The organism is Bacillus sp. BR3(2024), from assembly GCF_039134555.1.
Classification (GTDB): domain Bacteria; phylum Bacillota; class Bacilli; order Bacillales; family Bacillaceae_G; genus Bacillus_A; species Bacillus_A cereus.
The window spans coordinates 4,476,328-4,490,918 of record NZ_CP152433.1; the positions used below are offsets into that span (position 1 = coordinate 4,476,328).

A 14,591-nucleotide genomic window follows, 5' to 3' on the forward strand; every position below is an offset into this window, starting at 1 on the left:
AAATTTATTTATTTTCCTCTTTTTGAACATATACATAAGCATCTTTCTGCTCTTTATGTATATCAACCTTCGAATTCTCTGCAAGTTGACCCGCGTTTAGCAAAGAAAAAATAATCAAAGCTTCTAGTGACATTTCGTTTTACCACTCCTTTCTAATTGTTATACGTTTATCATACCGCTTACATGTGATTTCCGTATGAACTCGAAAAGGAGATTAAAACAAAAAAGCTTTGAGGAATTTCCTCAAAGCTTTTTATTTATTAGTAACGAATTAAGAAATATTTCTTCTTACCGCGGCGAATGATTGTGAATTTACCTTCGATGCGGTCGTTTTCTGTTACAACGTAGTCTAATGCTTGTGTACGCTCACCGTTTACGTAGATTGCGCCGTTCGTTACATCTTCACGTGCTTGACGTTTTGATGGAGAGATTTTGCTTTCTACAAGTAAGTCGATTAATACTGTATCTTCTGCAGTACGTTCTACAGATGGTACGTCTTTGAATCCTTGTTCGATTTCGCTTGCAGTTAGTTCTGCTACAGAACCGCTGAATAATGCAGCTGAAATTTTAATCGCTTGTTCTAATGCTTCTTCGCCGTGAACAAGTTTTGTCATTTCTGCACCTAATGCTTTTTGTGCTGCACGTTTTTCTGGCGCTTCAGCTACTTGCTTTTCAAGCTCAAGAATTTCTTCATGAGATAAGAATGTGAAGTATTTTAAGTATTTAACAACATCACGGTCATCTGTGTTAATCCAGAATTGGTAGAATTCATAAGGAGTTGTTTTCTCTGGGTCTAACCAAATTGCGCCGCCTTCTGTTTTACCAAACTTCGTACCGTCAGATTTAGTAACTAGTGGAATTGTTAAACCGAATGCTTTCGCATCTTCTTCTGATTTACGGATTAATTCAAGACCAGCTGTAATGTTACCCCATTGGTCACTACCACCGATTTGCAGACGGCAATTATGTTGTTGGTATAAGTTTAAGAAGTCGTATGATTGTAAAATCATGTAACTGAACTCAGTGAATGAAATACCAGTTTCTAAACGAGATGCTACCGTATCTTTTGCTAACATATAGTTTAAACCGAAGTTTTTACCGATATCGCGTAAGAATGAAATGACATCTAAATTACCAAGCCAGTCATAGTTATTAGCCATCGTTGCTGGGTTGTCCACGTTTTCAAACTCTAAGAAGTTTGAAAGTTGGTTTTTAATGCTTTCTGTGTAGTAAGCAACTGTATCTTTCGTATTTAATGTACGCTCTGCTTTTTTACCACTTGGGTCACCGATCATACCAGTACCACCGCCAACAAGTGCGATTGGTTGATGACCAGCTAATTGGAAACGACGTAACATTAATACTGGTAACATATGACCGATGTGTAAGCTATCTGCTGTCGGGTCGAAACCACAGTATAATTTAACGCTTTCTTTTTCTAATAATTGCTCAAGTCCCTCAGCATCTGTTTGCTGATTAATTAGACCGCGAAATTCAAGATCTTGTAAAATACCCATATCCTACATACTCTCCTTTAAGTTCATTACTGGCGTGAAGGTTGAAAACATAAAAAAATCGCCCCTTCAAATAAGGGACGATTTTGATTATCGCGTTACCACCCTAGTTGCAGGCAAAAAAAAGCCTACCACCTTATTTACATAACGGCTTAGCACCGTCTTTTCCCTTTTGAATACAATTCAATCGAAAAAAGATGCTCTAGGGGCGTAATTCGCGATCATCTATGTGCTGATTTTCACCGGCCATCAGCTCTCTAAAACAGGGAAATGATCACTACTTCTCCCTTTCCACGCTCAATTATTCATATACTTTTCTTTATACCATCATTTATATAGGCATGTCAAATAGAGGTCAGGTTTCCCTTCTTGTCAATCCTTTACAACACCATAAAGAGTATCGTAATAAGAGAAAGAATTGGAACCCCAACTAATAACGATACATGAAACACAATCGATAAATCATTCCCAATGGTCGCCTCCACAGGATCTTTCGTTGGGGAACCAAGAAACCCGATTAATCGATCGAATCGACTTACCGTTTTTGGAAAGTCTGGTATTTCTACATGATCACTATCTAAATGTTGCTTTAACTTATATTCACTCTTAAAGGGATTTTCGCTCAATTTCGTCCACCTCCAGCAATTGTTTCAATTTCTTTATCCCGTTATGAAGTCTCGATTTCACCGTTCCAATCGGAATGTTTAATATCTCTGCAATTTCTTTTTGCTGCATGTCATGATAATAAGAAAGGATTAGGACCGCTCTTTGCTCTTCTGGAACTTTCAAAATTGCTTCTCTTACTGTGAGCCGATCTTCGTGAGAAAATTCTTTTTCCGGAATCGGCACTAAAAATGGCAAAAGCGTAAGCCACTTTTTTCTCCTATTTAATTTATTAATCATAAGACGATAACCAATTTGAAATAAATACGTTTTTATTTTACCTTTTTCAAGTTCATACATATGTTTCTTACGCTCTAGCGTCAAAAACGTATCTTGCACAAGATCGATACTTAATTGTTCATCTCGGTTAAATCGATATAAAAATGTGTATAGCGCTGGTTTGATTAAAACATATAGTCTTTCTCCCGCTTGTTTATCTCCACTTTGATACGCAAGCATGAGCTCCTCCTCAATCCCAATCTGCGCCATGATTTTTGATCTCCTTTATTCCTTTTAACGTTAATGAAATACGGGAAATTAAATATGCAATCGCAATAAAAATCCACAATTGTGATTGATTTGTAAAAAATTGCACATATGGGTTTTGAATCGTAAATCCCATTGCAACTAAAGTATTTAACGCTTGCACACATATGCATGCATACAACGCAAGGCAGACAGAAATAGTGTCAAATACATTCCAGCGAAAATACACTTTTGTTTTTGTAAAATCAATTTTATATCCATTTTTCCGTACTATATGTTTTCTATCAAATGGAATAATGATTGAAAACACAACACTCATTATAACTCCAGCTGTAAGCATTGATACTCTATATCCAATTGGTATCGGTAAGAAAAGACCACAAGAAAATACGACTATAATTCCAAGTAAAGCAAAAGCAAGAAGTAATTTATTAGAAATAAAAAAGCCTCCCTCATCTATTCTTTCATAAATGTATACAGACGAGGAAGGCACTTCGTTCAAATATTATTTTAGTTTTTTTATAATCTTTGCAGGATTCCCGCCAACTACTACATTATTAGGTACATCTTTCGTTACGACAGCACCAGATGCGATCACCGCATTGTCTCCAATTGTTACACCTGGATTAATAATTGCTCTCCCGCCAATCCATACGTTATCGCCAATTGTAACTGGTTTTCCGTATTCTGATCCGCTTATACGCTCTACCGGATCAAGCGGGTGCGTTGCTGTATAAATGTGAACACCTGGAGCTAACATACAGTTCACTCCGATTGTTACCGGGCATACGTCTAAAATTGTACAGTCAAAGTTCGCGTAAAAATTTTCACCGACATGAATGTTATAGCCGTAATCACATCTAAAAGAAGATTCAAGATGAATATTATCTCCTGTCGTTCCGAATAATTCTTTTACGATTTCGCTACGCTCTTTCAATTGCTCTTCTGGCGTATCATTTAATTTTCTCGTTAATATACGTGCTTGCTCTCTTTCTTGTACTAAAACTGGATCAGCCGGTATGTACATTTCTCCTAGTATCATCTTTTCCTTTTCTGTTTTCATCATACTATCCCCTTTAACTTATATATATGAGTTCATGATATCATAAAAAAGAAAGGCCTGAACATTTTTCGTTCAGACCTTTCTCTCTTAATCTTCCATCGTTGATAAGTCACCTGTTGGTAAATTCAGCTCCCACGCTTTTAATACGCGGCGCATAATTTTACCACTTCTCGTTTTCGGTAATTTATCTCTAAATTCAATTTGTCGTGGCGCTGCATGAGCTGCTAGGCCTTTCTTTACAAATTGACGAATTTCTTCTTTTAATTCATCAGATGGTTCGTATCCTGCTCGAAGTGCGATAAATGCTTTAATAATTTCGCCGCGCACCGGATCAGGAATACCAATTACACCAGCTTCTGCAACAGCAGCATGCTCGATTAATTTACTTTCTACTTCAAACGGACCAACGCGCTCACCTGACGTCATAATTACATCGTCAATACGTCCTTGGAACCAGAAGTATCCATCTTCATCCATATAAGCAGAGTCACCTGATACGTACCAATCTCCCGGCATGAAATAAGATTCATATTTTTGCTGGTTATTCCAGATCCCGCGCATCATAGATGGCCAACCTTTCGCAATTGCTAAGTTACCCATTGTGTAAGGAGGTACTTCATTTCCTTCATTATCAACAATCGCTGCTTTCACACCTGGAATTGGTTTCCCCATTGAACCTGGACGGATTTCCATACAAGGGTAGTTACAAATTACTTGTCCACCTGTTTCTGTCATCCACCACGTATCATGAATACGAAGTCCAAATGCATTCATACCCCAGCGAATTACTTCTGGATTTAACGGCTCACCAACGCTTAATACGTGACGAACTTGTGATAAGTCATATTTTTTAATTGCGTCTTGTCCAGCTCCCATTAACATACGGAATGCTGTTGGTGCGCTGTACCAAACCGTCACACCGTAATCTTGCAGTGCTTCATACCAAGCTTCTGGACTAAAGCGTCCACCTAAAATAACGTTTGACGCTCCAACTAACCACGGTGCGAAAATACCGTAAGCTGTTCCAGTTACCCAGCCCGGGTCAGCAGTACACCAATATACATCGTCTTCTTTTAAATCTAATACCCACTTCGCCGTTTGATAGTGCTGAACCATTGCGTTTTGCGCATGAAGCACACCTTTTGGCTTACCAGTAGAACCAGACGTGTAATGTAGAATCAAACCGTCTTCACGGCCTAACCATTCAATATGTAATTCTTTTGAAGCTTGTTCAAATAACGGATTGAACGCTACCGTTTTACCGCCTTCTTCTACATTATCTCCAACAAGGAAAACTGTTTTTAAAGCCGGTAAATCATTTAATGGTACGCGCTCTAATAATTCAGGCGTTGTAATTAACACCTTTGCTTCGCTATCTTCTAAGCGATCGCGAACTGCGCCTTCCATAAATGCTTCAAATAGCGGTCCAACAATTGCTCCTAATTTCACTGCACCTAAAAGTGCGAAATATAACTCTGGAGAACGTGGCATAAAAATAAAAACGCGATCGCCTTTTTCTACATCGCCATAATTCTTAAGGACGTTTCCTGCTTTATTAGAAAAATCCTTCATTTCCTTAAATGTATATTTCTCTTTTCGCGATCCATCTTGATAATAAAGAGCTACTTTATTCTTTCGATCGGATTTCGCATGCTTATCAATTGCCTCATACGCCATATTTACTCGGCCTGTTTCATTCCAAGTAAAGTTTTTATTAACCTCTTCCCAGTTAAAATTCGCGTATGCCTCATTATAATTCGGCAAATTATTTTCTCCTTTAATGACAGGAAGCGTTTCTACTTTCATACTTTACATCCCCCTCCTATGTATTCTATTATCTATTATAATGACATTATTTAAAATTTTCAGTATATTTGTTGATTTTTAGACAAATTTTTAATGACAAATTTCGATTCACATCGCATATATTATAAAGTACGATATTAATAGATTCACAAACCCTCAAGGTGGTGAGCAATACATTGATTCATAAAAAAATATATAATGCTAGAAACTTAAAAACAGCGAAAGGCACTTTAATTATTGAAGGTCCTGTCTCTACACATAACTTAGAAATGTATGAGTTTCATCCAGACTTAATTGCGTTTCGTCCTGCCGAGCAACAATATAAAGCAATTGTCGAAATTTCTAAATTACCAGAAGCTCGTCTCATTATTGCTAGACATGACCAAACAATTGTTGGATATGTTACATACTTGTATCCTGATCCACTTGAACGATGGTCAGAAGGAAAAATGGAAAACTTAATTGAGCTTGGGGCAATTGAAGTAGTCCCAGCCTTCCGTGGGAGTTCTGTCGGAAAGAACTTACTAGAGGTTTCTATGATGGACGATTATATGGAAGATTACATTATATTGACGACTGAATATTATTGGCACTGGGATTTGAAACAAACAGGATTGAATGTGTGGGAATACCGAAAAGTAATGGAGAAGATGATGAATGCTGGCGGGTTACAATGGATGGCTACAGACGATCCTGAAATTTGTTCACATCCTGCCAACTGTTTAATGGTCCGCATCGGTAAACGCATTGATACGGATTCTATTCAAGCTTTTGATCGTCTACGTTTTCACAATCGTTTTATGTATTAATAAAGGGGGCAACTGGAATGATTGTAGAAGAAATTATGAATCAAAATGTAGTTACATTACATCCAAACGATACAATCGAAACAGCAATCCGAACGATACGCACGAAAGGCATTCGGCACATTCCAATTGTCGATCAAAATAATCACGTCGTAGGCATTATTTCTGATCGGGATGTAAGAGATGCAAGTCCGTCTATTCTAGATGAACAAGTTTCACTCGATATGCTACAGCAACCGCTCGAACTTATTATGAAACATCCTGTTATGACTTGCCATCCTCTCGATTTTGTTGAGGAAATTGCTACTTTATTTTTTGAAAATAAAATTGGCTGTCTTCCTGTTACAAAGGCCGGGAAGTTAGTTGGAATCATTTCTGAATCTACAGTATTACACACGTTAGTAAAATTAACAGGAGCACATCAACCAAGTTCGCAAATTGAAATTCAAGTAAAAAACGAACCTGGTATTCTTGGAAAAGTCGTTGCTATTTTTAGTGATTTACAAATAAATATCGTGAGCGTTCTCGTCTATCCAGCAAAAGACGAGAATGATAAAGTACTCGTTTTCCGTATTCAAACGATGAATCCTCTAAAAGTGATTGATGCACTTGAAGCAGAAGGCTACCGCGTATTATGGCCAAACATCATGGGGATGCAAGCATGAGTAGCGCGTTTATTTATTCGGATGACTTTCGGGGCTATTCATTTAGCCCTGATCATCCTTTTAACCAACTGCGCGTCACACTTACGTATGATTTATTACAAAAGGGCGGTTTCATCTCTCCCTCTCAAATCATCTCACCACGGATGGCTACAGATGAAGAGATCGCCTACGTTCATACAGAGGAGTACATAAATGCGGTAAAACGTGCTGGAGAAGGAAAGTTAGAAAAATCAATTGCGATGACATATGGACTCGGAACAGAAGATACACCGATGTTCCCAAATATGCACGAAGCAAGCGCATTGCTCGTTGGTGGTACGTTAACAGCTGTCGATGCTGTTCTTTCCGGAAAAGTAAAACACGCACTTAATTTGGGCGGCGGCTTACATCACGGCTTTCGCGGCAAAGCATCTGGCTTTTGTATTTATAACGACAGTTCTATCGCAATGAAATATATTCAAAAGAAATACGGTTTACGCGTCTTATATATTGATACAGATGCTCATCACGGTGATGGCGTACAGTGGTCGTTTTATGATGACCCTAACGTATGCACAATTTCATTACATGAAACTGGTCGCTATTTATTTCCTGGAACTGGCGCTGTAAATGAACGCGGACAAGGTAATGGCTATAGTTATTCTTTTAACGTTCCACTCGATGCTTTTACAGAAGATGAATCGTTCTTAAAATCATATCGAACTGTTGTAAAAGAAGTTGCAGCGTACTTTAAACCGGATATTATTTTAACGCAAAATGGTGCTGACGCACATTATTATGACCCACTTACACATCTTTGTGCGACAATGAATATTTACCGTGAAATACCGAAGCTCGCTCGTGAAATTGCAAATGAATATTGCGACGGTCGCTGGATCGCTGTCGGTGGCGGTGGCTATGATCACTGGCGCGTCGTTCCAAGAGCTTGGGCACTCATTTGGCTCGAAATGAACAACATCCAAAACATCTCAGGTTATCTCCCTCCAGAATGGATTGAAGCTTGGAAAGGACAAGCAGAAACAGAACTTCCCCTCACATGGGAAGATCCAGACAACATGTATAAACCTATCCCCCGTAAACCAGAAATTGAAGAAAAAAACGCATTAACTGTAGCGAAATCCCTTGAAATCATTCGGAATAATATGACAAAATCTTTGTACTAAACGAAAAGGAGGCTCGTTTTTGAATAGCCTCCTTTTATTTATTGTCGGTTTCTGTCGGTAAGTCGATATATTTTAATAATCGCTGATATATTTCGAAATGCGCCGATATATTTTCATTTCATAACAGCCTGGCCCAACTTTTATGAGAAAAGGTAGTGATATTATGTGGAAACGACAAATGATCCACACGAAACGTGGTACATTTGAACTCTTTACAAAAGGAGATGGCGAATCGCTTTGTATTACACATCACTATTCACAATTTAATGAAACTGGTGATTACTTTGCGGATGTTTTTACTGCTACGCATCGTGTATTTCTCATTAATTTACGAGACGCTGGTAACTCGTTAAAAGCCAATTCAGAAAAAGAATTAAGCATGATTGAAACAATCCACGACTTGGAAGCCATACGAGAAGCATTACAACTTCCAACATGGCATTTCGCTGGCCATTCAACAGGTGGTATGCTTGGACTTTTATATGCCATTACATATCCACATTCCTTACAATCATTAGTCGTAGCAGGAGCTGCAGCAAGTAACTATACCGAAACACCATTCTGCATTTATCACCCAGCACATCCACAGTTTCATTATATGCAAAGACTCATCGAAAACTTAAAAAGCCCTCACCTTACAAATGAAGAACGGAAAGAACTATCTACTAAGAGAACAAAATTATCATTGTATAAACCAGAAAACTACAACTCTTATTTTTGTAAACCAATCAATAAAACAATGTCCATTAGCCGGATGAATGCTTTCGCCAATGAATATCCTTCATTTGATTTAAGAGAGAATTTACCTTCCATCCAAACAAAGACACTTATTATATGCGGAAGATATGATGTACAGTGCCCAATTCAATATTCTATCGAGATACATGATGGGATACGTAATTCTATCTTCATTCCATTCGAAAACAGCAACCATTATCCTTTTTTAGAAGAAGCTGCTCAGTTTACTTCTACTACTCAAACATTTTATAAATCGTTATTACCATTATTATTAAGAAAAACTAAACACTGACAAAAAGCTCATAGCCTCTATACGACTATGAGCTTTTTTCAAATGAAATATTTCACACTAAAAACAACTAAAAAAACAAAAGAAATAACAACTAAACCCACATCAAGTAATACCGACTTTTTATCTCTATCTTTTAAACTTACCTTAGAGCTAGAAATGCTTTTAATTACCCAAAAGACCGCAAAAAAGAACCAACCGAAATGATCATTCGTAGAATCTTCATCATAAAACATTTGTATTGCACCAATAATCAATAAGATAAGTACGATATTAGTTCCAATCTTTAAAGTCTTATTTGATTTATTATCTTTTAATATATCCCCCAACATATAGCTCACTCCTCATGCTCTCCTCTGTTTTGTTTCTCTTTACATTTTAACATAAATTACCTATTCCTTCCTTTTCATTCGAATAACATACAAAAAACCTGCCAATTACTCGGCAGGTTCCCTACACATTAAAACGATAGCCAGCTCCCCATACTGTTTCAATATATTGCGGGTGAGCAGGATCTCTTTCAATTTTTTCACGTAGTTTTCTAATGTGAACAACAACAGTAGCTAAATCACCAGCTGAGTCTAGTCCCCAAATGCGTTCAAATAACTGTTCTTTATTTAATACTTGGTTTGGATGTGTTACAAAGAATGTTAATAAATCAAATTCCTTCGTTGTAAATGCCACTTCTTCATTGTTTATAAAAACTTTTCTCGCTCGTTGATCGATAGAAATTCCGTGAATATATAACGTATCACGTTGCTTACTTACATTTCCTAATAATCTTTCATAACGGGCAATATGCGCTTTTACTCTTGCGACTAATTCACTCGGACTAAACGGTTTCGTTATATAATCATCCGCTCCTAATCCGAGTCCGCGAATTTTATCTATATCTTCTTTTTTTGCTGAAACAAGTAGAATCGGAATATCTTTTACAGCACGTATTTGTTTACAAATTTCGAATCCGTTCATTTTCGGAAGCATAATATCTAAAATAATTAAATCATAGTCTTCTTGCAAGGCTGTTTGTAAACCTATTTCTCCTGAATGCTCTACATCAACTTGGAAATCATTAATTTCTAAATAATCTCGCTGTAATTCTGCAATACTTACTTCATCTTCTATTAGTAAAATTCTTTTCAATTTACTCACCACATTCCTCTACTTTTTCCAATGAGAAGAAAATGCTTGTGCCTTTACCAAGCTCGCTTTCCGCCCAAATTTTCCCGCCATGTTCTTCAACAATTTGCTTCGCTATTGCTAAACCAAGTCCACTTCCACCTGTGCTAGAATTCCGCGATTGTTCTGCACGATAAAAACGTTCAAAGATATAAGGTAGCGTATCAGATTCTATACCTGATCCATTGTCCATCACTTTCACAATAACTTTATTATTATCACTCGATACTATTACAGTAATTTTCTTCTCTTCTTTATCCATGTATTTCACACTATTATGAATTAAATTTGATATAACTCTATTGATTTTTTCGCAATCAGCCGTTACATATATTGGTGATGCATGTAATTGTAAGTTAACTTCTATACCTTCTTTACTTAAATCCATTTGCATCTCTTCGATTAACTCTTGCATAAACGTATTCAATTCAACCGTTTTAAACTGAAAGGGAACTCGATTCAAATCGAGCTTTGAGAATAAAAATAATTCATCAATAAGTGTATCCATATGTCTTGCTTTCGTATGGATAGTTGTTAAATACTTATCCATTTTTTCTGGCGTATTTGCTACCCCGTCCTTTATTCCTTCTACATATCCGATAATTGATGTAATCGGTGTTTTTAAGTCATGAGAGATGTTTGAAATAAGCTCTTTTCTATTTTCTTCATACTGTGTTTGCATCTCTATCGATTCTTTTAATCTCTTCCTCATTTCCTCAAATCCTTGATTTAATTGCCCTATTTCATCGTGTGATGTAACTGGTATTTGAAAATCTAAATTTCCTTCTTTAATTTTCTCCGTTGCGCCTTTCAATACAAAAATTGGTTTTATTACACTTCTTGAAACGAGGTAACTTAATAATCCAATGAGTAAAATGGCTAGTAGTAAGAGAGATACAAATAAGATTGGAAATAATTTTTGTGTAAGATCTACAAATGAACTTTGCTTTTTTAATACAAATATACTTCCCTCTTCTTCCTGAGGAAAATAAAAATCAAACTTTACATATCGATAAAATGTATCGCCTAGTTCCGTTGTACCACGACTATTAATATTTGCTGATTCAAATTTCGGAAGGGCTTCTTTTAAAGATACACTTTCAAATACGTTTGAAGCATATGAAAGTGTTTCTCCTTTTCTTACTACTATTTTCACACCCTCTTTTTCTATTGCTGAGACAAACGACTCATCTAACAATTGAGATTGATGCTGTTTAGCTGCTGACTTCAACTCAAGATAGGCATTCTCTTCTTCTGGTGTAAGCGGCTTTTGAATATAAGAACTTTTATAGAAATTTTTCACTGCTTCCAAGTCACCTGTTATCGAAAAAACGATTAAAAATCCCGCGACTAATATAAGCGTAATGGAAACGAGGATAACAGCAATATAAGAAAATAAAAACCTTGTTTTAATAGACATATCTTAAATCCTCACTTTATCAAACCTTATTATTTATAAGCATAAAAATATATGTTCAATTACTCAAGCGATTTTATAGTAATTTTAGCGTCAGTTTATAAAAATTTAATGTTCCTATTTTACAGTTGAAATTAGGAGGTTGAAATTCCATGTTCAAAAAAACATTCAGTATGATATGTTGCGTAATTTTTTTACAAGGATGCTCGCAAGAACAAGAAGTAAAAAAGGAGATGGCAAACATGGAGACTGCACTACTAGCAGCTACTGAAAAAAATGAAACGAATACTGTTATATCTTTACTAAAACAAGGCGCAAATATAAATGCGACGGATAGTCAAGGACGCACTCCGCTTATGATTGCTACATACAAAAATGATGTAAAAACCGCAAAGGCGCTTATCAAAGCCGGTGCTGACGTAAATATTCAAGATGACATGAAAAATAATCCCTTTCTATACGCCGGTGCGGAAGGTTACTTAGACATTTTAAAACTAACAATTGATGCTGGTGCAGATCCTACGATTACAAATCGTTACGGCGGAACAGCTCTTATCCCAGCTTCAGAACATGGCTATATTGACGTCATAAAAGAACTCCTCACTCGAACAAATATTGATGTAAATCATGTAAATAACCTGGGATGGACAGCTTTAATGGAAGCCATCGTACTAAGTAACGGAAACGAAACACAGCAACAAGTCATTCGCCTTCTTATTGAGCACGGTGCAGATGTAAATATTCCAGACAATGATGGTGTTACCCCGCTAGAGCATGCTCGCGCTCATCACTTTGAGGAGATAGAGAAGATTTTGTTAGAAGGCCGTAAGTAAAAAGCTAATTTTTGCCTTCCTCCCCCACCCTATGCTACATTTAAGCCGTTACATTAATATTAATAGGGTGGGAATAAACATGAACAAACCTAAAATTGGGATGATTGGACTTGGAAGTATTGCGCAAAAGGCCTATCTTCCAACACTTACAAAAGAAACTGATTGGAATTTTGTAGGGGCGTTTACACCTAACGCAGAGAAAAGAAAACAAGTTTGCCAGCAATACCGAATTCAAGACTTTCATTCTATTGAAATGTTAGCTTCGGAATGCGATGCAATCTTCGTTCATAGTTCAACTGCATCGCATTATGAAATCGTTTCTGAACTTCTAAAAAAAGGGATCGACGTTTATGTTGATAAACCGCTAGCAGCTACAGTGGAACAAACTGAGCAACTAGTCGAGTTAAGCGAGAAGTATAACCGAAAATTAATGGTCGGATTTAATCGCAGATTCGTTCCTATGTATGTCGCTGCCAAAGAACAGGCTAATGATATTTCATGGATTCGAATTGAAAAGCATCGTACAAATAAAGTCGGGCCATATACGTACGACTTCACTATGTTAGATGATTATTTACACATTGTAGATACCGCTCGCTGGTTAGCTAATGATGACCTTAACGCCGTTCACAATATGATGCAAATCAATGAAAAGAATGAACTTCTTTACGGACATCATACATATACAACTCCAAGTGGACTGTTACTTTCTACTGCAATGCATCGCCATGCCGGTACAAATTTAGAACAAATTGAACTTGTAACGCCAGGGAAAATCATTCGCGTAAAAAATATGAATACATTTGAAATTGAACAGGAAAACTCAGTTTCACAAAGTGGTTCCCCATCATGGGATACGACGTTAAAACAACGTGGTTTTGAAGATGCTGTTCATCATTTTATTGAGTGTGTACAAGGCGATACAAAGCCTGTTGTAGATGGATTAGAAGGATTAAAAACGCAGCAAATGCTACAATCTTTACTAGATGATGTAAACAAAAATTAAAACGGATACATTTTTCAGAATTTACTTTCATTCCCATTCCCTCTTTATTTCTCTCGTAAATTTCTATAGAATATGTTGATAGGAATTATAAATTTCATAATGAATCGTGGAAAGGATGGGATTAACACATGTGGAACGAGTTTAAAAAATTCGCTTTCAAAGGGAATGTCGTTGATTTAGCTGTCGGGGTTGTAATCGGTGCTGCATTCGGTAAAATCGTTAGTTCTTTAGTAAAAGATATCATCACACCATTACTTGGTATGGTATTAGGTGGCGTTGACTTTACAAGTTTACACTTTGGATACGGTAAATCTGCTGTTATGTATGGTAACTTCATCCAAACAATTTTTGACTTCTTAATTATCGCAGCTTCTATCTTTATGTTTGTTAAAGTTTTCAACAAACTAACATCTAAAAAAGAAGAAGAAAAAGAGGAAGAAATTCCAGAACCAACAAAAGAAGAAGAACTTCTTGGCGAAATTCGCGACTTACTAAAACAGCAAAACTCTTCTAAAGATAGAGCATAATTGAACGGATAAAAAGGCATGTCCCCTCGGGACATGCCTTTTCTATATGCTATAACGTTTCCGAATTCATATGAATAAATAAAATAATACCAGCAACCATAAGTACCATAATGCTACCTGCAAATAGTGTAATACCAATAAACATTAAACTTGTGCTCATATCTACTGATACACTTTCAATAAAAATAGAAATTACATACGTGATAAGGGCAATTCCTGCAAGAATACTTCCTGGAACAAATCGCTTTAAACCATTTTGTTTTAACGTCATATATGCAAAAATAGCAGTCATACAAAGCGTAATTATCCAAAGAACGATCATCTCTTTTCCCCCCTCACAAGCCTTTTCTTTCTATTATACATGACATTGCCCTATAATAGTTAAATTTGCACTTATGTGACATATAACAAGGAATAGCCCCATCTATAGCGAAGG

The 14,591-nt window shown here is 36.6% G+C and carries 18 protein-coding genes and 1 other annotated feature; of the genes, 7 read left to right on the top strand and 11 right to left on the bottom strand.

Annotation, left to right across the window (positions count from 1 at the left end; translation table 11 throughout):
- Positions 1–4: 4 nt before the first annotated feature.
- From V7S45_RS23050 to acsA, 7 genes are all read right to left on the bottom strand, one after another.
- Entirely contained in the window at positions 5–133 is a 129-nt protein-coding gene (locus V7S45_RS23050; protein WP_000050940.1) for a hypothetical protein, read from the bottom strand.
- Between the two features lie 127 nt (positions 134–260).
- Entirely contained in the window at positions 261–1,517 is a 1,257-nt protein-coding gene (gene tyrS, locus V7S45_RS23055; RefSeq protein ID WP_025689079.1) for a tyrosine--tRNA ligase, read from the bottom strand.
- Between the two features lie 70 nt (positions 1,518–1,587).
- Positions 1,588–1,817, bottom strand: a binding site (T-box leader).
- A gap of 77 nt (positions 1,818–1,894) precedes the next feature.
- Complete coding sequence (locus V7S45_RS23060) at positions 1,895–2,140, bottom strand: hypothetical protein (RefSeq protein ID WP_001293787.1); 246 nt, start codon at positions 2,138–2,140, stop codon at positions 1,895–1,897.
- Positions 2,121–2,666, bottom strand: coding sequence for an RNA polymerase sigma factor (locus tag V7S45_RS23065; protein ID WP_342761502.1), 546 nt, complete (start codon positions 2,664–2,666; stop codon positions 2,121–2,123). The genes V7S45_RS23060 and V7S45_RS23065 overlap by 20 nt, the downstream gene beginning before the upstream one ends.
- Positions 2,647–3,102 carry a hypothetical protein gene (locus V7S45_RS23070; protein ID WP_000066434.1) on the bottom strand — a complete coding sequence of 152 codons (456 nt, stop codon included), beginning with the start codon at positions 3,100–3,102 and terminating at the stop codon, positions 2,647–2,649. Before V7S45_RS23070 ends, V7S45_RS23065 begins: the two co-directional genes overlap by 20 nt.
- A 66-nt stretch (positions 3,103–3,168) precedes the next feature.
- Positions 3,169–3,729: a maltose acetyltransferase domain-containing protein gene (locus V7S45_RS23075; protein WP_002026426.1), complete on the bottom strand. Its 561-nt coding sequence runs from the start codon at positions 3,727–3,729 to the stop codon at positions 3,169–3,171.
- 84 nt (positions 3,730–3,813) lie between these two features.
- Positions 3,814–5,532 (bottom strand): acetate--CoA ligase, encoded by a 1,719-nt coding sequence (gene acsA, locus V7S45_RS23080; protein WP_342761503.1) that lies wholly within the window; start codon positions 5,530–5,532, stop codon positions 3,814–3,816.
- A 176-nt stretch (positions 5,533–5,708) separates the two neighbouring features.
- On the opposite strand from acsA, the gene acuA reads away from it, so the two are divergent.
- The 4 genes from acuA (at position 5,709) to V7S45_RS23100 (ending at position 9,196) form a co-directional block, all read left to right on the top strand.
- On the top strand, positions 5,709–6,341 hold the full coding sequence (gene acuA / locus V7S45_RS23085) for an acetoin utilization protein acetyltransferase AcuA (protein ID WP_342761504.1): 633 nt from the start codon (positions 5,709–5,711) through the stop codon (positions 6,339–6,341).
- 17 nt (positions 6,342–6,358) lie between these two features.
- The gene (locus V7S45_RS23090) at positions 6,359–7,003 is read left to right on the top strand and encodes an acetoin utilization AcuB family protein (RefSeq protein ID WP_000634583.1); all 645 of its coding nucleotides are present in this window, start codon (positions 6,359–6,361) and stop codon (positions 7,001–7,003) included.
- A complete protein-coding gene (gene acuC / locus V7S45_RS23095) occupies positions 7,000–8,166 on the top strand; it encodes an acetoin utilization protein AcuC (RefSeq protein WP_000092826.1) in 1,167 nt (388 codons plus the stop codon). Before V7S45_RS23090 ends, acuC begins: the two co-directional genes overlap by 4 nt.
- A gap of 142 nt (positions 8,167–8,308) precedes the next feature.
- Positions 8,309–9,196 (top strand): alpha/beta hydrolase, encoded by an 888-nt coding sequence (locus tag V7S45_RS23100; RefSeq protein WP_025689087.1) that lies wholly within the window; start codon positions 8,309–8,311, stop codon positions 9,194–9,196.
- 38 nt (positions 9,197–9,234) lie between these two features.
- Here V7S45_RS23100 and V7S45_RS23105 read toward each other — a convergent pair whose 3' ends face one another.
- The 3 genes from V7S45_RS23105 to V7S45_RS23115 all read right to left on the bottom strand — a co-directional run bounded on the left by V7S45_RS23105 (position 9,235) and on the right by V7S45_RS23115 (position 11,792).
- Positions 9,235–9,525 carry a hypothetical protein gene (locus V7S45_RS23105; RefSeq protein ID WP_061457768.1) on the bottom strand — a complete coding sequence of 97 codons (291 nt, stop codon included), beginning with the start codon at positions 9,523–9,525 and terminating at the stop codon, positions 9,235–9,237.
- Positions 9,526–9,646: 121 nt separating this feature from the next.
- Positions 9,647–10,336 carry a response regulator transcription factor gene (locus tag V7S45_RS23110; protein ID WP_001986686.1) on the bottom strand — a complete coding sequence of 230 codons (690 nt, stop codon included), beginning with the start codon at positions 10,334–10,336 and terminating at the stop codon, positions 9,647–9,649.
- A gap of 1 nt (position 10,337) precedes the next feature.
- Positions 10,338–11,792 (bottom strand): HAMP domain-containing sensor histidine kinase, encoded by a 1,455-nt coding sequence (locus V7S45_RS23115; protein ID WP_342761505.1) that lies wholly within the window; start codon positions 11,790–11,792, stop codon positions 10,338–10,340.
- A gap of 149 nt (positions 11,793–11,941) precedes the next feature.
- Here V7S45_RS23115 and V7S45_RS23120 point away from each other — a divergent pair, with 149 nt between their 5' ends.
- The 3 genes from V7S45_RS23120 (at position 11,942) to mscL (ending at position 14,155) form a co-directional block, all read left to right on the top strand.
- The gene (locus V7S45_RS23120; RefSeq protein WP_000474105.1) at positions 11,942–12,622 is read left to right on the top strand and encodes an ankyrin repeat domain-containing protein; all 681 of its coding nucleotides are present in this window, start codon (positions 11,942–11,944) and stop codon (positions 12,620–12,622) included.
- A 79-nt stretch (positions 12,623–12,701) separates the two neighbouring features.
- On the top strand, positions 12,702–13,628 hold the full coding sequence (locus V7S45_RS23125) for a Gfo/Idh/MocA family oxidoreductase (RefSeq protein WP_342761506.1): 927 nt from the start codon (positions 12,702–12,704) through the stop codon (positions 13,626–13,628).
- Positions 13,629–13,756: 128 nt separating this feature from the next.
- On the top strand, positions 13,757–14,155 hold the full coding sequence (mscL, locus tag V7S45_RS23130; protein WP_000267011.1) for a large conductance mechanosensitive channel protein MscL: 399 nt from the start codon (positions 13,757–13,759) through the stop codon (positions 14,153–14,155).
- Positions 14,156–14,204: 49 nt separating this feature from the next.
- On the opposite strand, the gene V7S45_RS23135 is transcribed toward mscL, so the two are convergent.
- Positions 14,205–14,477 carry a DUF3917 domain-containing protein gene (locus tag V7S45_RS23135; protein ID WP_000636589.1) on the bottom strand — a complete coding sequence of 91 codons (273 nt, stop codon included), beginning with the start codon at positions 14,475–14,477 and terminating at the stop codon, positions 14,205–14,207.
- Positions 14,478–14,591 lie beyond the last annotated feature (114 nt).